Here is a 23234-nt window from a genome sequence, read left to right on the forward strand (position 1 = left end):
AGGGACGGGTGGGCGGCAAGGGCCGGGCCAGCAGGGTCTGCGCGCGGCCGGTGGCGTAGTTGGGGGCGGTGTCGATCCACTGCGCACCGGAGGCGGCCGCCCGGGCGGCCGCCTCCGGAATCGCCCCACGCGACCGAAAGGCCAGCCACCCTCACGAGGCAACGCCAGGCGCGACGCTGACGAAACAGACTGTGCTGTCGCCGTCGCGTCGCGGTATGCAGCGGCGACAACCGTCCTGTATCGCCGAGAGGCGATCACCCTGCAAAGGGCGTGACGCAGACCCAACCCAAGCGCCTCTCCCACCCCGTTGCGCACCGCGGAGGCGTGCGTGCTCAAAGCCCGAGCGTGTCAGCCAGAGCGCCAGGGCGCCGCGGCAGCTCGTCGAGCAACCTGATTACGACCGGCTCGCCAATCTCGTCTGCTCGTTAGACGGTCACGACCTCCCACCGGCGGATGCCGGCGGTGTCACCCTGCCCGCGCTGCCACGGTCGCGCCCCCATGCCTTTGGGCCGGGCAGCCAAGGCGGGCGCGTCTATTTGGGCGGCGAGCGCAAGCTGCCGCCGGACTGGTCCGGCAGCCCAAGAAGTGGCACGGCTTCTGCGGTCTGGGACGGCGAACCCGGCGCCGCCGTTAGCCGCCCCTCAGGACGTGGGGCGCGTCAGTTGAGCCGCGCCATCCGGGAGGAACCCATGGGCACGACCGCAGCTGCCCCGCAAAGAGAGCCGGCGCACTGAAGCAGAGCCCGCCCCTGCGGCTACTGGTGGCACGTCCTTCTGGTGTCGTACAGCGCTTTGGCCTTCGTGGTCTGCCGGAGTCGAGGCCGCTGGCTGCAACGACAACGCCAACACGTCATCTGGCAGGGGCTCAAGACGGGACAACGCGAACGGCTCGCGGGCCTGGGCGTCACCCCGCTACCGCCCGAAGCACGGGAGACGCCCGCGAAAGCCTCCGGAGGGCGCTCAGGGGCGTTCGAGCGAGGGTGCGCAGCCCCCTCGCACAGTACCGGGAGCGGGCAGGCTCTGTAACGGTCTCAAGAGGGCACTAGAGGTTCTGTCGGACGGCACAGAGGTCCGGCTGGGGGTGTTTCTGTCCAACACCAAAACCAGACGAGCAGGACTCACTGCCTGACTCGTCCTACGTCCCTGTAGACGGGCAGGGTCAGCCGCACCCAGCCGGCGCCTGGCTTGCGGCTCCGGGGCGTCAGGGGTGGACGTGGAAGTCGATGCTGAGGGGAAGCAGGAAGTCGGCCTGGTGGTGGTCGGGATAGCGGCGGGTCATTTCGGTCAGGGCTTCCTGTCGGCTGGTGGCGGTTTGGGTGACGGTGAGGAAGTCGTGGAGGTAGTGGCGGATCTCCTCGTAGCGGGTCGTGTCGCCTTGCGGGCCGTGGCCGGGGTGGACGGTCACATCGGTGCCGTAGCGTTCCCGCAGGGTGTCCAGGGCCGACAGCCACGACTGGATTTTGTCCTTGGTGACCTGCGGGCCCTCCCAGGCGTGGACGCCCGAGTAGACCAGGTCGCTCGTGAGGACGGCGTTGGCGGCGGGGACGTGCACCACGGTGGTGTGGTCGGCCTCCGCGGCTGGCCAGTCGGTGTCCAGCCGTAGGACCGCTCCCTGGGCGAGTGTCAGTTCCGGGCGGTCGGCGACCTGGATGAGGCCGTAGTCGAAGCCGTCGGGGTTGGTGGTGCTGAGCGGCTTCATGGTGGGTTCGGCGTCCAGCCAGCCGACGGACTTCATCCAGGCGGTAAAGCCCGTGATGTCGTCGGCGACCTCCTGGGACGCAACGAGTAGAGGAACGTGTGGGAAGCGTTGGGCGAAGGTGCGCAGGCCGATGTAGTGGTCGGGGTGGCCGTGGGTGACGACCACCGCGAGGAGCTGCTTGCCGGAGGCGGCTACCTCGTCCGCCAGCTCGGCGGCCTCGGCGCTGCTGCGCAGGACGTCGATGACGATGAGGCTGGTGTCATCGGCCACCAACCAGCTGTTCACGCTCGCTGTCGGCGCGGCGAACCGGGTCACGGTCACGGACACAGGTCTCTCCTATGGGGAAGAAGCGGGGCAAGAAGGGCATGACGCATTGTGGCGCACTCAGGTCCACGGCCTGGGAAACGCGGGTCGGCGCGGCAGGACTGCAGATCAGCTGTAAACGGCCGTGCCGTCAGGACGTGTCTCGAGAAGGTCAGTAGGCGACGGACATGCGGGCGCGCGGGTGCGCAGTGCGCTCGATTTCGTCGATGAAGGCGATGGCGGAGTCCTCGGCGCTGACGGTGCTGTCGCCGTCCGCGGCGGTGAGGAGATCGTCGCCACCGGTGCGGAAGACGCCCGTGCGCTCGCCCGGCGCGATCACCGCGGCGGGAGAACTGACGTCCACAGCAGGTCCTCGGCCCGGCCGAGCGCCTACAGGAGGTCCGCGTGCGCCAGCGCTTCCCCCCGGTACTCCGCCGGGAAACCGGGAGCGTCCATGAGGCGCGCACCACCGTCGGTGTTCAGTGGGACTCCCTCCAGGGGTGGTTGTGGACGACATGTACCGGCCAGGGTCAAGCTAAGCGATCGCTTTTCCGCTTCGTCCGCAGCACGGCCGGGCGCCAGCAGAGAGCCAGGGAGTCAGACACACCAGATCAACTGCCCCACCCATCAGAGAGACACGCTCTAGCCGTCCCACAGCCCGGGGCCGATGACGTGCAGGCCGGCCCGTGCGGCGATCCAGTGGGCGCGGGCGGCCTCGCGCGGTCCGACGTAGACGTACAGGGTGTGAGTGTCGGCCGGGACTTCCCGGAAAAGGTCCGCGCTGTGGACAGCGATCTGCACTTCGGCATGCTTCGCCCCGGGATGCAGGTTGAGTTCCGGCACGGCGGGCCACGTGGTCCACCACCACGCCAGCGAGGCGGGTCCGGCTCCCACGGCGGACAGGAACGTCTCCTCGTAACCGTCGGGGACGTCGCCGATCGGTTGACCCTCCTCTGTGAACTCCAGCGGCAGCAGTCCTGCCAGATCATCAGCGTCGCCGGGCAACTCCTCCTCCAGGAACCCATAGACGGGCTCACCGTCGGCCCCGACCACAGCAGACTCTGTGCAGTACCAGGCTCCGGGGACAGCCGCCCGCAGGCGCAGCAGCTCCTCGACGGTGGTCAGCTTCGCGTGCGCGTAAACCTCCGCCTTACTCAAGTCGGCGATCCGCAGCACTCTATGGGCCGCGGTCAAGGCCTCGGTCAGATCCGTCGTTCTCAAGACGGGATAAGCAACCGCTGTACTCATGCGCCGGGACTCTTCCACACACCGCTGCCGCCCTCAACGCAGTTCAGTGCCCACCGCTCGGTGGGCCACGAACATAGCCACGCTCAACCTAGAAGCAGCCTTCTCTGAGACAACGATCAATTGCCTGGTCATCGAATTGAGATGAGCCACTAGATCCGAACGGGGTGGCCTAGCCGACCCAGATCAGGTCGAGGACGTACAGGCGCCCGGCTGCTCGGTTGATCCAGTACACGGCGGTGAGCCGGCCGACCGAGGCGGAGCAATCGTCTTCGCCTTCGGGGTCGCGGCTGTCGAACGGCGGGAAGGCCCAAGGGTCGCGGCCGGCGATGTCGAGTACGTCGCGCACGATCTGCCGCGCGTGGTCGGGCAGTTCGGTCAGGACGTCCTGGGCCTTCGCGGAGAGGCGGCGCTGAAGGCGTCACTCACAGGCGAGTCTTAGGCGTCGATGCCGTCGGACGTCCATGCCGCTCGCCAGGCAGTCAAGGCTGGCAGGGCAGTGAGGCGGGCCGTCCAGGTGGCGACCACCGTGTGGAGGGGGCCAGGCTGTAGGTGCCGGGTGTCGTCCAGGGCGACCGCTAGTGCTCTGACCGCAAAGGTTCACCGGGTTTGCTGCACTCCTGGCGGGGACTACTTCTTGCGCTGGCTCTCGATCTCGGCAGACAGCACGACCATGTTGTGCAGATGCGTGTAGTACTTGGCCGCGTACTCGTCATCGATCGCCGGAAGGACCTTCTCGAATGCCGACGTCAGCCGCGTCAGGCGTGCGTGGGCCTGTTCACTGAGCAGGTCTTCGTGGACGCAGGCGGCGTAGGCATAGGCGTCCGAGTCGAGCATCACCATGTCCCGGCCCTTGATGTCCAGGCCGCGGAAGCCGGGCGGGAACGGCTTGGCCATGTGCTCTGCCATCATCTGCGCAAGCGCGTCGAGCTTCTCATCAAGCATGGGGAGATCCTGCCAGGCAACCCGGCGAACCTTTGCGGTCACAGCACTAGCGGCATCCGGACGTCAGTCGAGTGTGCGCCAGATCCAGTCAACCGGCACTAGAATGATCATTCGCACCTCAGTTCTACTGAGCTCATCTTTTGGGGGATTCTTGCGTCTCAAGCACACTCTGGCTGCCTCTGCGGCGGTAGCTCTGGCCGCCGTCCTCGTCCCGGCCGCCGCCACGCCCGCCGCCGCTGCCCCGCTGACCACGTCGGCCAGCGTGCGGGCGACCGACTACTCGTACTCCGGCCGCGTGGACATCGGCTGGCGCCTCCGGCCGTACAGTCTGGACCCCGTCACAATCCACGTCGAGGACACCGCGACCGACGGCTACGCCATCGGTGCCCGCCTTGTCACCAACGGCGACAACGGCCACATCGTGTGGCGGCTGCGGACCATTCCGTCGGGTCAAGACACCGCGACGTGGACGACGTACGCCTCGCCGGGCGGCTACATCGACAACGCCTACATCGAGGTCTGCAAGATCAGGGTGAGCACCGGTGTCATCTCGTCCTGCGAGTCCTCGTCGGTGATGAACGCTCCGTTCGACGACTCCTCCGCGTGACGTGAGAGGACCGACGGGCGGTGCGGGGTGATGGCGCCCCGCACCGCCCGTCGGCAGTCGACCGGGCGGATGCGTTCATAGGACGGTCACCCACCTTGAAGGCGTGGAGTCGGGGCACCCGGGCGGCGAGCTCCGCGTCTGGCACCGGCAGAGCGGGGGCGGGGCGGCCCGGCCGCCGGTGGCTCGACCACGCCCCTCGGGGGGCGGGGGGGGAGCGTCTTCCGGCCCACCGACACTGCCCCCGCCGGGGCCAAGCCCCGCACCCCCACCACGAACGGGCGGACATGCGTCGGCCCGAACCCGCGGCGCGCGGCCGGGGGTTCGGGGCCGGAAGGATGCGGGGTGGTCAGGTGGCACCGCAAGCACTCCGAGCCACGGCGGTGACCATCCCGACCATGACGCCGGCACCGGCCAGCGCCACCGTCAGCGGCTGGGTAAGCCGGGGGGCGGTAGACGGCGTACGCGAGTGCGCCGATGAACAGCGCCCCGACCAGGACCAGCAGGTCACCCCGCAGGCCCGCGCACGACTCCTCACCATCGCCAGCCGCTTCAATGCCCGGGTGACCATGCTGCGATTCACCCCCGACATCACCGACCTCCTGCAACAGCACGGCGAGCGGGGACGCCCAGATGTCACTGCTGCGGATGTCCGCGCCTACGCCGCGACCATGATGCGGGACGCCAGCACCGACCAACTGCGCTCGGAAGGCGCAGCAGCCATCCACGACGTCCCCGGACGCCGCCAAGGGGTCACACCCGCCGAAGCCGCCGAACGCTTTTCCTTCCGCTGACCGAGACATCGAAGGTATCCAGGCTCGTTCTGACAACCCTCCACGAACTTCTGCTGAGCAGCACCAGCCAGCTATTGACTGGCGAGCGAGGGGTTTCAGGCGGTGGTGCGGTTGCCTTGGCGTGCGGCGAGCGCGGCGTCGGCGCTGGAGTAGGCGGGCAGGAAGGCGTCCATCCCCGTGACGCTGAGCAGGCGGCTCAGCCGGTCGGGGATGGCCGCCAGGGTCAGGGAGCCGTCGGCTTCCTTGGCGCAGCGCCAGATGCCGACGAGGGCGCCCAGTCCTGAGGAGTCGCAGAAGGTGACGCCTGAGAGGTCGGCGACCAGGTCAGGGTGGCCGTTCGCGATGAGTTCCAGGGCGCGGGCCCGTACGGCGGGTGCGGCGGCGATGTCGAACTCGCCGGACAGGGCGATCACGGCCAAGGCACCGTCGGTGTGCGGGACGTCGATGTGGAATGCGTCGGTCATGGGCGTGGGTTCTCCTGCCCGACGGAGACGTCGGTCGGGGCGGCGGCGCTGTGGGCGGTGGTGGTGATGCCGGCGGGAGCAGCATCGGGGGTGGGGACGGACAGGGCCAGCAGGGCCACGTCGTCGCGTTCGGTGTCGGGGAGGGTGTCCAGGAGCGCGACGGTGTCGTCGATCAGGGCGCCGGCACTGACCGGCGCCGGCCGCCGGGCCAGGAAGTCGGTCAGGCCCGTGTCGGCGAGCATGCGGCCATCGGCGGTGCGGGCCTCGGTCAGCCCGTCGGTGTACAGCAGCAGTCCCTCACCGGGTGCCAGGTGCAGGGTGCGTGAGGCGAAGGCGGCTTCGGCCAACGCGCCGACCAGCATGCCCCCCTTGGCGCGGACCGCCTCCACCCGCACGCCGCCGCCCTCGACGGGGCTCAGGTGGTAGGCGGGCGGGTGACCGCCGGTGGCCAGCGTGACCGTGAAACCGCCGTCCCGGGCCGGATCGAGCAGGCCGAAGACGGCGGTGCAAAAGCGGGTACCGACCGCCGCGTCCAGCAACAGCGCGGTGTTCAGGGCCTTGAGCGCAGCCGTGGGATCCGCGTCGACGAGAGCTGCGGCCCGCAGCGTGTAGCGGGTCAGTGAGGTGATCGAGGCGGCTTCGGCGCCCTTTCCGCACACATCGCCCAGGAAGAACGCCCACCGGCCCCCATCCACGGGGAAGACGTCGTAGAAGTCACCGCCCACTTCCTGCGGGGAGGCGGTCTTGTAATGGCAGGCCAGCTCCAGGCCCGGCACCGCGGGCAGTGCCGGGGGCACCAGAGTGCGCTGCAGGGTGGAGGCGAACGCGGCGATGGCCGCCTTGTCCCGCTCCGCACGCTGGCGGGCCTCTTCCTCCGCCTGGCGCTTCTCCTGCTCGACCTTGCGGCGCTCCTGCTCGGCGCGTACCGCGTTCAGTGCCGACAGCCGCAGCTCGAGCTGGTCACGCACTACCGCGGCCAGGTCCCCGAGGGTGGAGGCATCGGCCTCGCTGATCTCGCGGGGACGGGTGTCGAGGATGTTGACCGTGCCCAGCCGGTACCCGTCGGCGGTGATGATCGGAGCGGCGGCGTAGAACCGTACCCCCATCGGGCCGGCGACCAGCGGGTTGGAGCAGGCGACCGGGTCCAGCAGAGTGTCGGGGATGACGGTGGTGTCATCGGTGAGCACCGCCGAGGCACACAGGCCCGGATCGCGGCCGATCTCGCTGACGCCTTCCAGGCCGTGCGCGGCCTTGAACCAGATCCGGTCCTCGTCCACGATCGTCACCGTCGCCACCGGCACCTCGAACAACCGTGCCGCCAGCGCCGCGACTCTGTCGTAGGCGCCGTCCGGCGGAGTGTCGAGAATGTCGTAACGGCGCACCGCCGCCATCCGCGCCGCCTCGACCGGCGCGGCCACAGGCCCGCTCGGTGCTATCACAGGCGGCCTCGCTTGCTCCGGCATGTTCCTCGTCTCGTCATCCCCCCCAGGAAGGCACCGACCAGACAGCCAGCACCCCGGAACCCTACCGAACGCCCCCAGCGTCACCGTTCAGGAGGCGCCGCCCAGCGGCCGGTCCAGAAGCATGCGGAAGAAGCCCATGTCCCACGGACGTACGCGCTCGCGGTCAGCCAACGTGACAATGCCCACGCACTCCCCCACGATGTCGTCCACTTCCGGCCGATCCCGCAACACCTAGGCCTCCAGCACACCTGATCCAGTCTGCGCCGAACGGCGGCACCTGCGCCACGTCGATGTCCGTGCGATGCGGTGTGGCCGGGCGGGGTGCCGCCACCGCCCCGAGGCGTCGCGGGCGACGTCGACGGCGACCTCCAGGACGACGTCGGGTTGAAACCAGGTGCACCCCGAGGGTCCGTTGCGCTCCCCACACTGCGGTGAGCGTCCGTCCCGCCCACGGATGCGTGCCCGTCGGTTGCGACATCCGGTCGGCCAGGGCGTGGCCGGCGGCCTGGGACAGCTGAAGGTATCGGGCGCCGGGGACGGGTCCTACGGGCGGTGAGATGGGGCCGTCGAGGTAGCGGCTGGTGCCGTCGCCGGCCACAACGAGCGGCGGAGGGTGTCCGGCTTTGACGTAGGTCGAAGTGCGGGTGGACCGGCGGTAGAGCAGGTAGCAGGCGGTGGCCATCTGACCGCGGTGGTATCGGTGCAGATACGCGTTCAGCTCGGACATCACCGCCGCCCGCCGGTCGCCGCTGCGTACGACGATGCCGCGCAGGGCGGCGAGGACCTGGGCCCCATCGCGTTCCAGCGCGCCGCCCCGCCCTCCGGCCCGGCCGCGGGGCCGGCAGACGCCGGTCGCAGCAGCTCCCCGTCGCGCAGGACCCTTTGAGCGGTCACCAGGGTGATCCAGAACCCCCACCTCATCGGGGACCCTCGGGCGCCGGCTGCCGGAAGTCGGTGAGCGGCGTGTCTGAGAGCAGGCGGGCGAGGTCGAAGGTGGCGGGGTTGGTGTCGGCGGCCGGGAGCAGCAGCCGCAGCGGCTGAGGGCGCAGGCCGGTGACCATCGTGCGGCGGCCGCGGCCGTCGGGCTGGGCCGGGGTGAACAGCAGGTGCAGGCCGGCGATGTCCATGAACCGCGTGTGGCTCAGGTCCCACAGCAGGTCGGTCACCTGTACCGGGAGCGTGTCGGCAGCGGCGCGCAGCGGGGGCAGGGTGTCGAAGTCGATGTCCCCGCGCGGGGTGATACGGGCCGTGGTGCCGTCGCTGGTGGTGATGATGTCCATGCTGGGCGCCCCCCTGTCGGGGTTGGTGAGCCCAAAGGCGAAACACCCTCCCAAGCAAGGGGCGGGGGAACGACGATGGCGGGAGCCGGATGCCCGTGGTGGGGGCAACGCCCGGCTCCCCAAAAGGCCGACCCTTCCCTGCGAGGGGCGGTCGGCCGGTCTCGTTGTCCCCCACCGTCCCACACTCACGCGCACAACCGCGATCCCGGTCTCCGGCAGACAGGACGTCGCACACGCCGCGCCCCTATCTGGAGATCAAGCCCAAAGGTTGAGACACAGGCGCTTCCGGCGCTGCCCACCCGCGCGACCAGCCGGCCTCGCTGAGGTGGCGGGCAGGGCGGCTTCACGAAAGAAGTGTCCAGCCGCCACCCCATAGGTGCCCGGGACAACAGGCGGCTGATCTTGTCGTCCCCAGCACGCGGTGCCATGATCTTCGACATCTGGGCGAGGGGGCTCGATGCTGGACGTCATTTCACTGATCGCGGTCGCGGCTGCCGTGGTCCTCTACGCCGTGGCGGGTGTTCTGGCCCTCACGACCGGCCGGGCCGTGCCATGGCAACAGGGGTACATCCTGCGGCCACGCCTGTGGGGCTACGGAGCCCTCATGTTCGCCGCGGGGATGGCGCTGGCCCGTTACGGCGCAACAGTGCGCGACCTCACCGACTCCGACGCCGTCTTCGGCACCAGCCTGCTCATGCTTGTCAGCGGAGGAGTGCTGCAGTACGTCGGCCAACGCACCGGGCGCCTTCGCGTATGACGGGCTAGTGGCCCCGTAGCGGCGGCCTCGGCCGTCTGCTGACCACTCGCCGCGCCACATGGTGTCGCCCGCCGCGTCCCCGGACCCAAGCGGTGTCCAGGGGCGCAGCCATCAGATGACCGTGGGGGGAATGGCCACCGGGAACAGCTGCCACCGCGCTCGGGTCGGGAACGAGCGCTGGTCTGGGATCGGCATGTGCGGGAGGTGGAGACGGGGCGGCCGGCCGGCCCGGGCACTGCAGGTTTGCCACGGGCGGAATACGACCCGCAGACGCGGACGCTGGGGCAGCGCGAGGAGGCGAAGGCGGCGAAGCTGTCGACGACTGGTCTGCCCGCCAGCATGGTGACGGTGCGGCGGATGCGGGCCGCTACCGCCGGGAGGGGGTGGGGGGCTGGTGGAAACGCTGATGCGACAACAACCCACCTGCTCGACCCGCCCTGCCCCACGGCCTGGTGAACGGCCTCCTACTTGCTGCTGCCCTGCGCTGAAGCAGGCCCGGTCTACCGGTGCGTGGCAACGCGGGGAGTGACGCGCGCGGCACTCTTGGCCCTCCGCCCGTTAAACGCTCCACCACACACCCAGACTGCGCCCACTCCCGCGCTCTCGCTCCGGGCGGCCCCGCACCCGATTCACCGGACTTCACTGCGAACGCAGCGGGCGGTGTGCGGCCTTCTGGGCGAGACGGCCGCCGACTTGCGGCGGCCCTAGGAGAAGCCCGCCGAGCCCGGCCGGCTCTTGCCGGCCCGAGTCCGCCCTGCCTGCACCCGATCCGCCGCGTGTCGGCCCTCGGTCACCTCGACCCCGACCGCGTCTTCGGGTGGGGGGTGTCTGAAGTGACACGTACCAACACTGGCGCCACCGGCGCTGGTGACCCCTCGGACCGCTTCCCCATTCACGACGGCATCCTCGGCCGCGAACGCGCCAGCCAGAGGTTCGGGCAGGCTGGTCATCATGACCGTGATCTCTCCATTGGTGAAACAGCTGGGACTGGAGCCGCACCCGGAGGGCGGCTGGTTCCGGCGGACCTGGCAGACGGAGGCGCGGACCGTCGCGGACGGCCGCCGCGCCGTACGCTCCTGCGCCACCGGGATCTACTACCTGCTCCATCCTGGTGAGGTCTCACGTTGGCACCGGGTCCGGTCGGACGAGATGTGGCTGTGGCACCGCGGCCACACCCTGAGTCTCCGGCTCGGCGGCCACGGCCCCGACCCGGACCCTGGCCCGGCGGGGGCGGTGGTTTTGGGACCCGGTGTCGAACGCGGGCAGCGGCCCCAGTACCTCGTCCCGGCCGGCGTTTGGCAGACCGCCCAGTGCGAGGGCGACGAGCCGGTGCTGGTGTCGTGCATCGTCGCACCCGGCTTCCACTACGACGACTTCGAGATGCGCTGACCCCTGGCCCCGCCTGTCGAACAGCCCGACCGGGCGGTGGGAGAGTGGTCACGTGTGCGGCCGATACGTCTCCACCCGGCGCCCGGGACTTGGCGCAGCGGTTCCGGGCGCCGAGTGGCGCCGCACCGAACTGGACCGTCGCCCCGACTGGTGACGTCTGGGCGGTCCTGAAGCCCGTCCCGCGGGGCTACTACGAGGCCTGGCCCGACCCAACCCGTCAAGACCCGACGACACTGCGCGCACTCCTAGGCCAGCCCGCCGGCCGGCGCCTCGACGCGCGCCCGGTCTCCATGGCCGTCAACCGGTATGGACGTGGCCGACTTCCCCGGCGACCTGGGGCAGACACAAGCCATGGCCGCTCCGCTCCCAGATGGGCGGCGCGGCCGCACACCCGGGATCGGGGCGTGCTCAGCGGGGGGCGCGTCAGCCGGGGTCGCCAGAGGCCCGATCCGCGAACGGGCTCCCAGGGCGGGAGCAGGTGCTCCCGGTGAATAGGTTCGCCGCCGCTCCTCCCTTGCCGGCCGGTCATCGGCCGAGCTGCTGTGGCAGTGTCCCGACCGTGTAGGTGTCGTAGATGTCGAGGAGGTCCTCCTCTGCTTCCAGCCACACCTCCGGCGGCATCCGGCAGACCAGGGCGGTCAGCCGAGCGAGGGCGGTCAGCCCCAGCAGCCGGTCGGCCTCCTCGGTCAGCACAGGCTCGCTGCCGGGCCACTCGGCGGTCAGGGCGCGCAGGCAGTCGTGCCGGGCACGGTCCTCGCCGAGGGCCGGACGGTCGTCCGTGACGTGCCAGAGGCCCGCCGTCGGCACCGGTCGGCACGCGGCGACGAGGTGCCGCCGCAGTGTAGGGTCCGCGTCCTCCCACGAGGCGGGGAGGGCCAGGCCGACCAGGGCCGCCGCGGCCTTCTCCTCCGCCTCGGTCAGCCGGTCCGGGGCGACGCCCAGCGCGGTCAGCCCGTAGGGGGGCTCACCGTGCCAGGGCAGCAGGCAGAGCCCTCGCGGACCATGGGTCACAGGCACACCTCGTCCCACCCCTTCACGTTGATCAGGGAGCTGTGAGCGAGACACCACTCGCTGCGCTCAGGCCCCATCTGCTTGTTGATCTGAGTCAACGCTGCCGGGGTCCACTGATTCGGCGGTGATCTGCGCAAGGGCCTCCTGGAGTTGGCGGACGGCGTCCTCCGCCTCCGCGTATTCCTCAGGGCTCGGAAGGACAGTGCCGAAGGTGCCACCATGCTCAGATGGCAGGACACGCCAGCGCAGGACCGGTTCGAGCGCGTTCAGAGCACCGGAGATAAACCAGGCCAGGCGGCCGTGAGTGCGCGCGAGGGCAATGGCCAGGACCGCGAGTGTTTCCCGCAGATGTTCGAGCCGCTTGATCTGCGGCAAGCCCCCTGGACGTCCGGCGGACCGACAACGTCGCGCAGGCCGGCCTCGGCCTCAAGAGCGAGTGCGCGAGCCTCGCCTCGCCGACCTCGGGCTGGGCACAGCACACACTGGCCCGAGTCCCCCGGGCCGCCGCGCTCCTTCACCTCCGCGTGCGGGTGCCGGCGTTGGAACGGCGCGGCCGTGGCCCGTACAGCGGCGCTTGAACTCTGAGCCCGATGTCGCCGGAGTCGAGCGATGGCCGCCAAGAGCAGCTTCCACAGCGTACTACTGGCGTGCGGCCGGCCGCCGTTGAAGGCGGCGCGGCTCACCGCTCCGGCGTCCTCGGCTCGGCCGGCGATGACCGCGGCCACGTCGAGGCCGTGGCGGCCGCCTCGACCGCTCCGCCGGTGCAGCCGTGGGCGATCGCCGCGCCGACCGGGGCCCGGCCTTCCAAAATCATGGCCTAGGATCGTTCACATGGCCCTGATCACCAGTGACGTCGATCGGTTCCAGGCCGCAAGGCCCCGGTTGGAGGCCATCGCCTACCGGTTGCTCGGCTCGGCGAGCGAGGCCGAGGACGCCGTGCAGGAGACGTTCCTGCGCTGGCAGGCGGCCGACGTCGACCGAATCGTGGTGCCCGAGGCCTGGCTGACCAAGACTCTCACCAATCTCTGCCTGAACCAGCTCACTTCGGCACGCGCCCGGCGGGAAACGTATGTGGGCAGGTGGCTGCCCGAGCCGCTGCTGGCCGGGGACCCGATGCTCGGCCCAGCCGACACCGTCGAGCAGCGCGAGTCGGTGTCATACGCCGTCCTCGTCCTGCTGGAACGGCTCTCCCCCGACGAGCGGGCGGTGTACGTGCTGCGGGAGGCGTTCGCCTACCCGCACCGGGAGATCGCCGAGATCCTCGACATCACCGAGGCCGCCAGCCAGCAGATCCTCCACCGGGCCAGGAAGCACGTCGCCGGCGGCAAGACACGTACCGAGGTCGACGAGGCCGCCGCCCGCAGGATCGTCGAGGAGTTCCTGGCCGCGGCGACGAGCGGCCGGACCGAACCTCTCGTGCGTCTCCTCACCCAGGACGCCGTCTCGGTCGGTGATGGCGGCGGGAAGGTCCCGGCCCGGGCGAAGGCGTTCGAGGGAGCCCTTGCGGTCGCCAAGTTCGTACGCGGCTTGTTCAAGCCCAGCGACGCCAAACGGGCTCACGTCGGCGGTGCACCGGAGATCTTCACCACGACGGCCAACGGCGACCCCGCCATCGTGGCGGTCGTGGGCGGCCGGGTCGTCGGGGTCACCTGCCTGGAGGTGACCGAGCACGGGATCGCCGCGCTGCGCAGCCAGGTCAACCCCGACAAGCTGGTCCGCGCGAGCGAGCAGTGGGCCGCCGCGGACCACGGGAACCCGCTGTACACCCTCTGATCCTGCGTGACGTGGTTCACACACAGTTCCTGTCAGGAAACGCCGAGCTGTCCGGTTCAAAGAGCGGAACCGCACAGGCAAGCGGCGCACCCTCAGAGACAGGAGCAGGCCCATGCAGCACCGCATCGTCGTCCTCGGAGCCGGCTACACCGGAGCCGTTGCCGCCGGCCGCCTCGCCAAGCGGCTGCACCGCGATGACGTCTCGATCACCCTCGTCAACTCCGAACCCGACTTCGTCGAGCGGGTCCGGCTGCATCAGCTGGTGACCGGCCAGGACCTCAGGCCGCGTCCCTTCGACGAGATGTTCGCGAGGACGGGCGTGGAGCTCAAGCTCGCCAGGGTCACCGCAGTCGACGTGGACCGCAAGACGGTGACGGTCACCGCCGCGGACGGCCCCGAGCGGGAGGAGGTCGGCTACGACACCCTGGTCTACGCCCTCGGCAGCGGCTGGGATGACGGGGGTGTGCCGGGCGCCACCGAACACGCCTATGACGTCTCCGGCCGCCCCGGCGCCCTGCGCCTGCGCGACCGCCTGGCCGCACTGGGCGAGGGCCGGCCCGTGGTCGTGGTCGGCGGCGGTCTGACCGGCCTGGAGGCCGCGACCGAGATCGCCGAAGCCCGCCCGGACCTCAGCGTCGCCCTTGCCGTCCGCGGCACCCTCGGCGACTGGCTCTCGCACAAGGGCCAGGCCCATCTGCGCAAGGTGGTGGACCGACTCGGCATTACAGTCCATGAGCACACGGTGGTCACCCGCGTGGATGCGGATACCGTGACGACGGCCGACGGTCGGGCGATCGCCGCCGACGTGACGCTCTGGACCACCGGCTTTGCCGTCCACCCCGTCGTCCGGGCCACCACGCTGGAGGCCGCCGACCGCGACCGGATCGTGGTCGACACGACGATGCGCTCGGTCTCCCACCACGACGTGTACGCCGTGGGCGACGCGGCCATGGCGATCGGCCCGGGCGGCAAGCCCCTGCGGATGTCCTGCGCCTCGGGCGTCCCCATGGCCTGGCAGGCCGCCGACGCCATCGCTGCCCGCCTCACCGGCGTCGAGGTCCCCATGATCTCCATCCGCTACTTCCAGCAGTGCATCTCCCTCGGCCGCAGGGGCGGCCTGATCCAATTCGTCACCGCCGACGACCGAGCGGTCGAGCGGGCCCTGACGGGCCGTCTGGCCGCTGTCTACAAGGAACTGATCTGCCGGGGCGCGGCCTGGGGCGTCGCCCACCCGACCACTGGCATGCCCTCCAGGCGTCGGCGGATCACACAGCCACGGACCCCGATCGACGCGGCAGCACGCGCCGCCACCTGATCCCGGCGCCCGTCTGGTTCGCGTCCGCCGGGGCCTACGCAGCACCGGAGCGCCCGCTACGGCGAGTGGGAGACCGTGGCGCGAGAACCTCGCGCCCGGCGTGGTCACGAGTCAGGTCGTGGTACATGACATGCAGACCGACCGGACCGAGTGTCGGGTGCCGGAACGCGCCGGGTACGGTGCCGATCAGGCCGAACCCGAGACGCTCGTACAGCCTGACGGCCGGCGCGTTGGACGCCGCGACGGCATTGAACTGCACGCCGTCGAATCCGCGGCCCCGCGCCCAGTCCAGCAGATACTCGCCCAGCGCCTGACCCACGCCCCGACCGCGTGCCTCCGGCGCGACCATGAAGTTTCCGCTGGCGATGTGCGAACCCGGGCCGGGCCGGTTGGAGTACATGTTGGAGGTGCCGACCACGCGCCGGTCCTCCACCGCCACCACGACGTGTCCCGGCAGCGGCACCACCCACAGGTCGCGCGCCTGCGCCTCGGATTGCAGCGGGTCATAGCAGAAGGTGTCCCCCTTGCGGATGATCTGCTCCACGATCGGCCAGACCTGCGGCCAATCGGACTCCTCGAACGTTCGGATCTCCATCCGCGTGACACTAGCCAGCGGCGCCTGGCCACTCCCACCGGTTATTTCCGGTGGGAGTGGCCAGGCGCCGTGCCTGGTCGGCCCCGGCAGGGTTCCCACCCCGGCACCCCGTCGGCCGCCTGTACGGATGTGGCGGCAGGCGGGACCCGGCACCGCGCATGGCGCCAGCGGGATTCTGCAGGCCGGGTGGGCGTAGTCGGCGGCGAGCTGGGTCTTGCCGGTCGTCGAGCTGGTCGGCCCCCGCCCGGGGCGCCAGCTGCTGCTCCGCTGCAACCGCACCACCGGCGAACTCGCCTACTACCGCGGCTACTCACCCAGGCCGCGGCCACGTGCCGCCCCTCCACCGGTGCTCTTCGTTGACTGTCCTTGCGATGAAGGCGCTTGTCTCCTCGAGCCACGGGGCACCGGTGTCGGCGCCACCCTACTGGCCCGGTGGGTCGTCCTCGGGCTGTGGTCGTCGTCAGCCAGTGGGTGACGACGGTGTCGATATAGGCGTCGGTGACGGGCTGGCGGTCCAGGAAGCGACGGAACATCACCGGCCCGGTGAGCAGCGCGAACTCGTCGACCGTCATCTGCACGCCGGAGGGGGCCAGGAGCTGGTTGAGTGCTTGGTGGCGGTCCTGCCTGATCCGCGTCAGCGCCTGAGCGGCGTCGGGGTCGCGGTCGGCCTGGGCCATCAGTGCACTGCCGGTGGCCGTGTCGGCTCGGGAGTGTCCACGCGAGCGGGCGGCCGACCACACCGGGTCTGGCGCTGGGGGAGCCAGCCGAGCGGCGCACCGCGTCCCGGGTCCCGTTGTAGGCCTCGACCTCGGGGCAGTCGGCGGCGTAGGTGTTCAGGAAGGCCCGGTGGTCGGCGGCGAGCTGCTGCCAGGCGTCGGCGAGCGTGTCGGCGTCCCCGGCGAGCGCGGTATCGGCGCGGGCCTGCTGAAGCCATTGCTCGACCTGCTCGTCGTCGCCGGGTTCGTGCCGGGCGGCGTTGCGGGCGTAGCCGAGCCAGGTCCGCGGCTCACGGTCGGCCATGTCCCGGTTGAGGAGGTGGCGGCTGGTTTTGTTCACGACTTCTGGCAGCAGATGTTCACCGCTCCGGGAGGCGCCCCGTCCGGGCCGTGATTGATGTTCACGAGAACGGGAGGCACCTCGTGTACCGTCGGCCGGCCAGGGTGAGGAACAGCCGATGGTGCGACGATCTCTGTCAGGCCCGCAGGGCAGACTGGCGCTCATGACAGAAGCCGGGCTCGACGCCGCCGCTCGATCCATGCGGGGCTGGCTCAATCGACAGCACTTCAGTGACCTGTCTACCGCCGAGGTGACTGCCTTCTTCACCGACTCGGTGACCGACTGGGCGACCGACCAGGGATATGAAGTCCAGCGGGAGGTAGAGCTGCCCACCGCCACTCGGCAGAACCGGATCGGGCGCCTCGACCTGCAACTGCGGCACTGTTCGGGTAAGGGGCGGCTGATCAGCATCGAGGTGGATCGGGGTACGAAGGCGTGGTCCCTCGAAAAGCTCGTCCAGGCCGCCGCGCTTGGCCACCTGGCGCTATGGCTTCGGTGGAGCCGCACCCCAGTCACTCTGCCGATCCCGCCCACGGTCCGGCTCATCCGGGCTCAGGTGCTCAGGCGCACCACGCTCACTCGGGCGAAGGTGTACTCGCTCCGGCCGGACAACTGCGGGTAGCAGGTCTGTTCGCACCCAGCGGCGCCATTGGTGCTGAGGCGGACCGACCGCGGGCTTCTACCAGCTCCGCGTCAGGGTCACAGAGACCCTCCAGCAAGCCCCAGTGCTGTCGGAACTCGCGCACATTCCGGCCGGCCCGCGGCTGCTAACCGGCTCCCGAACCGGTGTCGAAGTCCTGCCCGTTCTCGTGAACAGAGCCAGCAGCCAGACCGTCATCACCCCCGCCCACCTCACCAGCCCCGGCTGGAAAGCGGACCCGGTGCCAGGGGCGGGCAAGCGCGGATCGACAGGCCGGATGGCTTTGCATCGGTCTGGCAGCAGTCGCAGCCTTTTGTGCGGCGTTCCCCCTCACCGGTCCGCCGCCAGGGGGGTGGCTTTGCCTCTCGGCGCGGGTGGCATGGGAGGGCCTGCGCGTGGGCTCGCGGTCCGCTACGAGGCGACCGTCCTCGCCGCGGCCATCAGCGAATGGCTGTGAGCACTCACACGGCTCGTTCCATGCAGACCAGCTGGTCCCGCTCGTCCCACGACTCGGTGACGGTGAACCCGAGCCGCTCGTACAGGGCGATCGCGGCTGCCCGCCACTTCCACACCGACAGCCGAACCGTACTGACGCCGCTTTCCGCAGCATGCGTGAGCGCGGCGCTGACCAGGCTGGACGCGACGCCCCGTCCCCGGAACGCCGGATCCGTCCAGAGCCTCTTGACCTCGGACCGTCCCTCGACGGATGCGGTCACCACCAGGCAGCCCACCGCGGTGTCCCCGCTCAACGCCAGCAGCACGACATCGTCAACGAACACGGCCTGTGGATCCGCGATCTCTACCCGGTAGCGGTCCGGCAATCCATCCACACCGGGGACGGCCTCACCCTTCTCGGCCTGCGTCTGCAGATGGTAGGCCGCCAGCAGATCTGCCAGGCCGTCCTGGACGGAAGGGGCCTGGCCTGACCAGCGGACGATGGCAACCTCGCGTTGATCAGTCACGGCGTGAGCATCGCACGACGCATGAAACGACGGTGAGCGCTGGTCATGCCGAGTCAGGTCATAGCCGGGCGAGTTCGTCTGCGCGACGGTGGTCCTTCGGGCGGCCGAGGGCCCGCCGCATGCGGATCAGGTCGTCGAGTGCGGCGTAGCGGATGGTGAACCCTGCAGGGTCACGGATGGTTTCCGCCGAGGTCAGGCAGGGGGTGACATCCATGGCACCCCAGCGCAGCTCGGGAGTGCACAAGTCTCCGCTGGCACCGGTGACCCGGTACCCCACCTGTGAGCGGTCGAGACCGGGCAGTTCGGTGCAGCCGCACCGGGCCAGGGCGTCACGCAAGGCGTGCGCCTCCTCAGGGGTGCCGTCCCAGAGCAGGTCGAGGTCCCCGGTCAGTTCGGTGGAGCCGTGCATGATGCCGGCGACCTGACCGATGACGACCGCGCGCGAGCCGGCGTCGTGGATTGCTTGGAGGAAGGGGAAGGGATCGAAACCGAGCGCCCCGTCGGTGGCGAAGGTGCCCAGTAAATCGTCGGCTTCCTCAGGGCGGCGCCCGACGGGGATACGGTCTCGTGTTGCGTCTTCGGTCCGGGCGATGGCCTGCCGCAGGCGCAGGGCAGCTGTCTGGCTCATGGGCCCATCCAACACGGCCGGACCCTGCCGGTGATCAGAAATGGTCCGGTCTGATCCCTCCGGTCAACTGGGCGGCGATGTTCAATACCCCGAGGCTCGCCTACCGAGTCGTCTCAATGATGGTGCGGCGAGAGCAGGTGAGGGTGCTGGCGATACCGACGAAGGCGAGGAGGTGTCCAGCCATGCGCTCGTAGCGGCGGTGCAGGCGGCGGCAGCCCGTTCAGCCAGGACATCGTCCGCTCGACCACCCAGCGGTGCCGTCCCAAGCGGCGCGACTTGCCTCGCTCTGCCCGCAGACCACACCCGCGAGGGCCGCGAGGGCTCCCCAGTCGGTGACTTCCGGGGCGGCCCGGATGTAGTGCTGCGCGGCTTCCAGGAGCAAGGCGCGGTCGACGTGCAGGATCACGCGGCGGCACCGCCGGCACCGCTCGTGCCGAACGCCTCGTCGAAGGCCGGTCCCCAGGCGGTGACGAAGCCGCCCACGGCCGACACGAACCGGCGCCGGGCGACATCGTGCTCGAGGACCCGTCCGGCCAGTTCCGGCACCGTGACGCCGGTGCGCTCGGCCTCCTCGACGAGGGCGTCGTACGCCGCGTCGTAGACAGCTACCTGAATCTCTCTGGCCATATCGGCAGACTTGCAGCGGCCCAAGCCCGCCCGGAGGGCTTCGAAAGACGCCCCCTCGGGGGACGTACAGGCAGCCCCGCGCCCGAACTGAGCGGGGTCGAGGGCCATCGGCTTGCGGCGCGCGTCGCACGGGTGGGGAGCAGTGTGCGGACTGTCCCTGGCGGCCTGCCGTCTCTCGGGAAGCACCGCCGACCTGCTACGTGGCCAGCCCGGCTGCACGGTGTGGCGGTTACGCCGCCGTTGTCTCGACCGGCCTGGGGAGGGGGCGCGGCGTGCGCTGCTGCCCGGGCCTGTGGATCTCACAGGCGGTGCGCAGCAGGGGTGTTCTGTCGGTGGGGCGCGTAGCGTGGGCCGGCACAGCCAACTCGCAGCAGGTACCACCATGCCACCACGTCTTGGAGAACCGTCCGTTTCCGTCGCCGTGCCGGCCGCGCGGCAGCGTAGGCCGCGGCGGTCGTCGGTCCATCACGGACAGGCGTCGTGCGCCGACTACGGCTGCGCCCGCGCCGCCTGCCGCCAGGCGGGACTGCGTGCCCGCCGCCAGCGCGAGCAGGACCGTCTGCGTGGTCTGTCCGCTCGTGTCCCACCGCATACACCGCGTGCGTCCCCGCCTCCACCTCGACCTGGCCCTGCGGATACGCCACCTGCACCGCGACCTGATCAGCCTCGACCCGGTCGGCCACGGCATCCACCCCCCGACAGCGCCCGCACCCGAGCCGCAGCCACCCGACGCACCACGCCGACAACCGCCTGATCCAGGCAGCTCCAGCACACGGCACGTCGGGCGCTGAACTGGGATGCGTGGGGTCCCGCTGCGGTAGGTTCGATGAGTTCGCTGTGCCGTACACGGCGGCGTGCGGTGAGGCCCTCGAGCCCGCTGCTGCCGCCTACGGCGCATGGAATGCCTCTCGTGAAGCGAATGCCGGAGGCGACCGGATTCCGTCCGCCCTGGGCTATTGGGGCGAGCGCTGCTTCCCTTCCGCGTGACTCAAGATCGTTCTTCCCAACCTTTCGCAAGGTGAGCAGGTACTCGTTGACCGCATGAACACAGATACCCAGACCTCTGCCTCCACCGCCCTCCGGCCGACAGCACCACGTTGGCGTCGGCTGTGCCGGTCCGCCGCCGTTGTTCTGGGCGTGACGCTCGCTGCCGCCCCGTACGCCGGTGCATCCGCCGCACCCCGCCCCGCAGATCAAAGAACGGCGCCGGGAAGGGTCGAGGCTCCCGCCGCCGCGAGGTACGGGAAAGCCGTGATCCAGGTGACCAACGCAGAGCAGTTCTCCACGCTGCTCCAGACCAATCCGAAGGTCGTCGTGCTGTTCACGGCGGTCTGGTGCGGCCCCTGCAAACTCATCAAGCCCGAATTCGAGCGCCTCTCGACAGCGCCGGAGAACAGCACCATCGCGTTCGCAGCCATTGACGTCGACCAAGTTCCAGACGTGTCCGAGAAGGCCGGCATCAGAGCCATGCCCACGTTCCAGACCTACTTCGATGGAGAGAAGAAGGGCGAACTCCTCGGGGCCGACCCGCGAAAGCTCCGCAGGCTGGTCAACGAACTGGCCGGCGTCTAGCGCCCGATCCCACCCGACTCGCTTGCGCGACGCGGGGGCCGCACGCCGTCCCGTGCCAGGGCTTCGGCCCCGGCACGTACGTCCCCCTGCGCGGTCGTCGGCGAGTGCCGCCCGAGCATGCGCCGAGCCGAGTGCGCGGTGATGGCCGACTGGAGCGGCCTCGGTCACCTCGCGCCAGCGGCACCAGGCGTCGTACTCCGCCCCGGTGAGGCCCGCGCGCTTCGCGCGTTCCTGATCAGCGGATCGGCCCAGCTTGATCAATTCACCGGTGCCCCGCCGAACGGGCCCGACGACAAGCGCTACCGGAGCCGATGCTCGCCGCCCCCGTACATGACCGGGCCGGGACTGCCGCACAGCGCAATCGCTCTGTCCGCGATGAACATGTTTGTCGGGGCGGCCCCGTACCAGGGCGCGTGCCGGTATCCGCCGGGTCGCCGAAGCGCTGCTCGGACGGCTGCGGATCAGGGTGCCGCCTTCGGCCTGGTGGGTCCGGACCCGAAGGCCGGGATGTCGGTGGGCGACAGGTCCGGGCGCGGCCGTTGCCAGCTCGCGGGAAGCCGCCACCGCCCGGCATTGTCGCGGGCTACGTCGACGCCGACCTCCACCACCAGTTCCGGCTCCACGAGGGTGACGTGCAGGCGCTCGCGTGAGCCCCATCCGGCGCTGAACGTCCAGCCCGTCCAGTGGTGGTCGTCTCCGGCCGGGGTGAGGAGCCCGGCGAGAGCCCGGCCCGCGGTCTGCGGGAGCGTCGTGCCGCGCCCGATGTACCGCGGGTGCCCGTCGGTGTCGTAGCGGCCCAGCAGCAGCGTGCGGGGCGCTGCCGGGGAGCCGGTGAACGCGCCGACGATGGCGTCCTCGGTCTCCCCGGCCTTGCGCTTGCGCCATCCTCGGAGGGACGGCTCGTACCGTCCCTCCAGCCTCTTGTAGACCACGCCTTCGAGCCCGACCGCCGTCCAGCTGGTCAGCAACTCACGCACGGTGGCCTCATCGGTAGTGGAGGGGCACAGCACCCACAGCGCGGTGAGCCGACGGTCTGTGAAGAGGGCTTCCAGGGCGGCCCTGCGGCGGCGGTAGGTCCGCCTGGGCGTGTCCGTGCCGGAGAGCCGGAGCAGGTCAAAGGCCACGAAGTGCACCGGCCACTGCTCAGCCCGGCGGAGCGCGCCGGCGCCGCGGCGCTGCAAGCGGCCCTGCAACCGCTCGAACGCCAGACGGCCCGCGGCGTCCCAGACGACCAGCTCCACGTCCAGGGCGGTCGCATCCGGGAGCTGCGCGACACCGGCGCGCAGCTCCGGGAAGGAGGGCTCGAGATCGGTACCCCGCGGGAGCGCAAGACCGGGCGGTGAGCGTCCCAGGTCAGCAGGGCACGCCAGCCGTCCTTCTCCAGACTGGGCTATGTCTCATGAGACACCTGCGCGCAGCTTCTGCCGAATTCGTTATGCCCTTGGCTCGGGCCTTCGGCGTACTGGTGGGGTGTCTCCTCGGTGCGGGGTGGCCGGTATGTGCGCGGCCTGCGCCAAGAACTGGCGTGTGCAGTTGTTTGGGACGCAGAACCGGCTGGAGGAGTCCGTGCCCGAGGGCAGGGCCCCGGTGGGTGTCGAGCCTGCGCCGGGGAGAAGGTGCGGCACCTACCGCCGTCAGGATTCGGCGGCGGACACGTGGCAAGCCAACTCGGTAGCCAGGCGTCGCATGACCGTGCGGTTGGCGTGCCGCATCGTGGCCCGTACGACGGGGGCCAGCAGCCGGTCGGCGAGCGGGGCACGTACCCATGTGTACGTGAACGAGACGCGGGCCCCGCCGGTGGGCAGCGGCTCGATGGTGTAGGTGCCACGGCCCTGCCGCCGGCCGGCCGCGCTGACGTTGCGTTCGACGATGCGCCGAGGGGCCTCGGCCTCGACGACATCGATGGTGACGTCGGTCTTCGTGCCGCCCAGCGCGGCGGTGACCGTGGCGCACGATCCGATGCCCCTGGCGGGGCCGGTGTAGCGCCAGTTGGTCAGGTAGTGGTCGGTGAACCGCTCGTGGTTCGCCATGACGTCGAGGAAGCCGTAGACCTGCTCGGGAGTCTGAGGTAGGTCGATCGACACGATGACAGACTTCATGTACCACACGGTAC

28 protein-coding genes and 1 pseudogene are annotated in these 23234 nt (G+C 70.4%); 10 read left to right on the forward strand and 19 right to left on the reverse strand.

Annotated elements, in window-relative coordinates:
- Positions 1–1200: 1200 nt before the first annotated feature.
- The 5 genes from PV343_RS03690 to PV343_RS03710 all read right to left on the reverse strand — a co-directional run bounded on the left by PV343_RS03690 (position 1201) and on the right by PV343_RS03710 (position 4191).
- On the reverse strand, positions 1201–2025 hold the full coding sequence (locus tag PV343_RS03690) for an MBL fold metallo-hydrolase (protein WP_319145296.1): 825 nt from the start codon (positions 2023–2025) through the stop codon (positions 1201–1203).
- Positions 2026–2173: 148 nt separating this feature from the next.
- Positions 2174–2365 carry a hypothetical protein gene (locus PV343_RS03695; protein WP_319145297.1) on the reverse strand — a complete coding sequence of 64 codons (192 nt, stop codon included), beginning with the start codon at positions 2363–2365 and terminating at the stop codon, positions 2174–2176.
- A gap of 278 nt (positions 2366–2643) precedes the next feature.
- Positions 2644–3249 (reverse strand): hypothetical protein, encoded by a 606-nt coding sequence (locus tag PV343_RS03700; protein WP_319145298.1) that lies wholly within the window; start codon positions 3247–3249, stop codon positions 2644–2646.
- Between the two features lie 169 nt (positions 3250–3418).
- Positions 3419–3595, reverse strand: coding sequence for a hypothetical protein (locus PV343_RS03705; protein WP_319145299.1), 177 nt, complete (start codon positions 3593–3595; stop codon positions 3419–3421).
- A 281-nt stretch (positions 3596–3876) separates the two neighbouring features.
- Entirely contained in the window at positions 3877–4191 is a 315-nt protein-coding gene (locus tag PV343_RS03710; RefSeq protein ID WP_319145300.1) for a hypothetical protein, read from the reverse strand.
- 151 nt (positions 4192–4342) lie between these two features.
- Here PV343_RS03710 and PV343_RS03715 point away from each other — a divergent pair, with 151 nt between their 5' ends.
- Positions 4343–4798: a hypothetical protein gene (locus PV343_RS03715; protein ID WP_319145301.1), complete on the forward strand. Its 456-nt coding sequence runs from the start codon at positions 4343–4345 to the stop codon at positions 4796–4798.
- 395 nt (positions 4799–5193) lie between these two features.
- Entirely contained in the window at positions 5194–5589 is a 396-nt protein-coding gene (locus PV343_RS03720) for a hypothetical protein (RefSeq protein WP_319145302.1), read from the forward strand.
- Positions 5590–5684: 95 nt separating this feature from the next.
- Here the strand turns inward: PV343_RS03720 and PV343_RS03725 are convergent, their stop codons facing one another.
- The 5 genes from PV343_RS03725 to PV343_RS03745 form a co-directional block, all read right to left on the reverse strand.
- The gene (locus PV343_RS03725) at positions 5685–6053 is read right to left on the reverse strand and encodes an STAS domain-containing protein (protein ID WP_093471215.1); all 369 of its coding nucleotides are present in this window, start codon (positions 6051–6053) and stop codon (positions 5685–5687) included.
- Complete coding sequence (locus tag PV343_RS03730; RefSeq protein ID WP_319145303.1) at positions 6050–7471, reverse strand: PP2C family protein-serine/threonine phosphatase; 1422 nt, start codon at positions 7469–7471, stop codon at positions 6050–6052. Before PV343_RS03730 ends, PV343_RS03725 begins: the two co-directional genes overlap by 4 nt.
- Before the next feature lie 132 nt (positions 7472–7603).
- On the reverse strand, positions 7604–7726 hold the full coding sequence (locus PV343_RS03735) for a hypothetical protein (protein WP_319145529.1): 123 nt from the start codon (positions 7724–7726) through the stop codon (positions 7604–7606).
- Positions 7680–8243 (reverse strand): SpoIIE family protein phosphatase, encoded by a 564-nt coding sequence (locus tag PV343_RS03740; protein WP_415923448.1) that lies wholly within the window; start codon positions 8241–8243, stop codon positions 7680–7682. The genes PV343_RS03735 and PV343_RS03740 overlap by 47 nt, the downstream gene beginning before the upstream one ends.
- A 190-nt stretch (positions 8244–8433) precedes the next feature.
- Complete coding sequence (locus tag PV343_RS03745; RefSeq protein WP_319145305.1) at positions 8434–8796, reverse strand: STAS domain-containing protein; 363 nt, start codon at positions 8794–8796, stop codon at positions 8434–8436.
- A gap of 457 nt (positions 8797–9253) precedes the next feature.
- Between PV343_RS03745 and PV343_RS03750 the strand changes: the two genes are divergently transcribed.
- The gene (locus PV343_RS03750; RefSeq protein ID WP_319145306.1) at positions 9254–9553 is read left to right on the forward strand and encodes a hypothetical protein; all 300 of its coding nucleotides are present in this window, start codon (positions 9254–9256) and stop codon (positions 9551–9553) included.
- 951 nt (positions 9554–10504) lie between these two features.
- Positions 10505–10942, forward strand: coding sequence for a cupin domain-containing protein (locus PV343_RS03755; RefSeq protein ID WP_319145307.1), 438 nt, complete (start codon positions 10505–10507; stop codon positions 10940–10942).
- A 525-nt stretch (positions 10943–11467) separates the two neighbouring features.
- Here PV343_RS03755 and PV343_RS03760 read toward each other — a convergent pair.
- Positions 11468–11953: a hypothetical protein gene (locus PV343_RS03760; protein WP_319145308.1), complete on the reverse strand. Its 486-nt coding sequence runs from the start codon at positions 11951–11953 to the stop codon at positions 11468–11470.
- A 66-nt stretch (positions 11954–12019) separates the two neighbouring features.
- Positions 12020–12328, reverse strand: coding sequence for a hypothetical protein (locus PV343_RS03765; protein ID WP_319145309.1), 309 nt, complete (start codon positions 12326–12328; stop codon positions 12020–12022).
- A 215-nt stretch (positions 12329–12543) separates the two neighbouring features.
- On the opposite strand from PV343_RS03765, the gene PV343_RS03770 reads away from it, so the two are divergent.
- From PV343_RS03770 to PV343_RS03780, 3 genes are all read left to right on the forward strand, one after another.
- Positions 12544–12774: a hypothetical protein gene (locus PV343_RS03770; RefSeq protein ID WP_319145310.1), complete on the forward strand. Its 231-nt coding sequence runs from the start codon at positions 12544–12546 to the stop codon at positions 12772–12774.
- Between the two features lie 10 nt (positions 12775–12784).
- Positions 12785–13726 carry an RNA polymerase sigma factor SigJ gene (sigJ, locus tag PV343_RS03775; RefSeq protein ID WP_319145311.1) on the forward strand — a complete coding sequence of 314 codons (942 nt, stop codon included), beginning with the start codon at positions 12785–12787 and terminating at the stop codon, positions 13724–13726.
- Between the two features lie 112 nt (positions 13727–13838).
- On the forward strand, positions 13839–15041 hold the full coding sequence (locus PV343_RS03780) for an NAD(P)/FAD-dependent oxidoreductase (RefSeq protein WP_319145312.1): 1203 nt from the start codon (positions 13839–13841) through the stop codon (positions 15039–15041).
- 34 nt (positions 15042–15075) lie between these two features.
- Here the strand turns inward: PV343_RS03780 and PV343_RS03785 are convergent, their stop codons facing one another.
- Positions 15076–15636, reverse strand: a complete 561-nt coding sequence (locus PV343_RS03785; protein WP_319145313.1) for a GNAT family N-acetyltransferase — start codon at positions 15634–15636, stop codon at positions 15076–15078.
- 846 nt (positions 15637–16482) lie between these two features.
- On the opposite strand from PV343_RS03785, the gene PV343_RS03790 reads away from it, so the two are divergent.
- Entirely contained in the window at positions 16483–16746 is a 264-nt protein-coding gene (locus tag PV343_RS03790) for a hypothetical protein (protein ID WP_319145314.1), read from the forward strand.
- Positions 16747–16855: 109 nt separating this feature from the next.
- Positions 16856–17314, forward strand: coding sequence for a hypothetical protein (locus PV343_RS03795; RefSeq protein WP_319145315.1), 459 nt, complete (start codon positions 16856–16858; stop codon positions 17312–17314).
- Positions 17315–17793: 479 nt separating this feature from the next.
- Here the strand turns inward: PV343_RS03795 and PV343_RS03800 are convergent, their stop codons facing one another.
- The 4 genes and pseudogenes from PV343_RS03800 to PV343_RS03815 form a co-directional block, all read right to left on the reverse strand.
- Positions 17794–18294, reverse strand: a complete 501-nt coding sequence (locus tag PV343_RS03800) for a GNAT family N-acetyltransferase (RefSeq protein WP_319145316.1) — start codon at positions 18292–18294, stop codon at positions 17794–17796.
- A 58-nt stretch (positions 18295–18352) separates the two neighbouring features.
- Entirely contained in the window at positions 18353–18922 is a 570-nt protein-coding gene (locus PV343_RS03805; protein WP_319145317.1) for a hypothetical protein, read from the reverse strand.
- Positions 18923–19022: 100 nt separating this feature from the next.
- Positions 19023–19197, reverse strand: a pseudogene (locus PV343_RS03810) (transposase); the annotation flags it as partial.
- Positions 19198–19324: 127 nt separating this feature from the next.
- On the reverse strand, positions 19325–19549 hold the full coding sequence (locus PV343_RS03815) for a hypothetical protein (protein ID WP_319145318.1): 225 nt from the start codon (positions 19547–19549) through the stop codon (positions 19325–19327).
- 1251 nt (positions 19550–20800) lie between these two features.
- Between PV343_RS03815 and PV343_RS40280 the strand changes: the two genes are divergently transcribed.
- A complete protein-coding gene (locus tag PV343_RS40280; RefSeq protein WP_387954707.1) occupies positions 20801–21121 on the forward strand; it encodes a thioredoxin family protein in 321 nt (106 codons plus the stop codon).
- A 461-nt stretch (positions 21122–21582) separates the two neighbouring features.
- On the opposite strand, the gene PV343_RS03825 is transcribed toward PV343_RS40280, so the two are convergent.
- Both PV343_RS03825 and PV343_RS03830 read right to left on the reverse strand, forming a co-directional pair.
- Positions 21583–22362, reverse strand: a complete 780-nt coding sequence (locus PV343_RS03825) for an ATP-dependent DNA ligase (RefSeq protein ID WP_319145320.1) — start codon at positions 22360–22362, stop codon at positions 21583–21585.
- 393 nt (positions 22363–22755) lie between these two features.
- Positions 22756–23220: an SRPBCC family protein gene (locus tag PV343_RS03830; RefSeq protein ID WP_319145321.1), complete on the reverse strand. Its 465-nt coding sequence runs from the start codon at positions 23218–23220 to the stop codon at positions 22756–22758.
- Positions 23221–23234: the final 14 nt, after the last annotated feature.

It is taken from the genome of Streptomyces sp. WI03-4A (assembly GCF_033792105.1).
GTDB classification, from domain to species: Bacteria; Actinomycetota; Actinomycetes; order Streptomycetales; family Streptomycetaceae; genus Streptomyces; species Streptomyces collinus_A.

Bases quoted from the DNA above. Each gene is read 5' to 3' on its own strand.
- PV343_RS03770 (WP_319145310.1), top strand. From the start codon at position 12,544: ATGTCGCCGGAGTCGAGCGATGGCCGCCAAGAGCAGCTTCCACAGCGT.
- PV343_RS03795 (WP_319145315.1), top strand. From the start codon at position 16,856: ATGACAGAAGCCGGGCTCGACGCCGCCGCTCGATCCATGCGGGGCTGG.
- PV343_RS03700 (WP_319145298.1), bottom strand. From the start codon at position 3,249: ATGAGTACAGCGGTTGCTTATCCCGTCTTGAGAACGACGGATCTGACC.
- PV343_RS03805 (WP_319145317.1), bottom strand. From the start codon at position 18,922: ATGAGCCAGACAGCTGCCCTGCGCCTGCGGCAGGCCATCGCCCGGACC.
- PV343_RS03740 (WP_415923448.1), bottom strand. From the start codon at position 8,243: ATGTCCGAGCTGAACGCGTATCTGCACCGATACCACCGCGGTCAGATG.
- PV343_RS03720 (WP_319145302.1), top strand. From the start codon at position 5,194: ATGACGCCGGCACCGGCCAGCGCCACCGTCAGCGGCTGGGTAAGCCGG.
- PV343_RS03710 (WP_319145300.1), bottom strand. From the start codon at position 4,191: ATGCTTGATGAGAAGCTCGACGCGCTTGCGCAGATGATGGCAGAGCAC.
- PV343_RS03745 (WP_319145305.1), bottom strand. From the start codon at position 8,796: ATGGACATCATCACCACCAGCGACGGCACCACGGCCCGTATCACCCCG.
- PV343_RS03755 (WP_319145307.1), top strand. From the start codon at position 10,505: ATGACCGTGATCTCTCCATTGGTGAAACAGCTGGGACTGGAGCCGCAC.
- sigJ (WP_319145311.1), top strand. From the start codon at position 12,785: ATGGCCCTGATCACCAGTGACGTCGATCGGTTCCAGGCCGCAAGGCCC.
- PV343_RS03815 (WP_319145318.1), bottom strand. From the start codon at position 19,549: ATGGCCAGAGAGATTCAGGTAGCTGTCTACGACGCGGCGTACGACGCC.
- PV343_RS03750 (WP_319145306.1), top strand. From the start codon at position 9,254: ATGCTGGACGTCATTTCACTGATCGCGGTCGCGGCTGCCGTGGTCCTC.
- PV343_RS03830 (WP_319145321.1), bottom strand. From the start codon at position 23,220: ATGAAGTCTGTCATCGTGTCGATCGACCTACCTCAGACTCCCGAGCAG.
- PV343_RS03785 (WP_319145313.1), bottom strand. From the start codon at position 15,636: ATGGAGATCCGAACGTTCGAGGAGTCCGATTGGCCGCAGGTCTGGCCG.
- PV343_RS03725 (WP_093471215.1), bottom strand. From the start codon at position 6,053: ATGACCGACGCATTCCACATCGACGTCCCGCACACCGACGGTGCCTTG.
- PV343_RS03780 (WP_319145312.1), top strand. From the start codon at position 13,839: ATGCAGCACCGCATCGTCGTCCTCGGAGCCGGCTACACCGGAGCCGTT.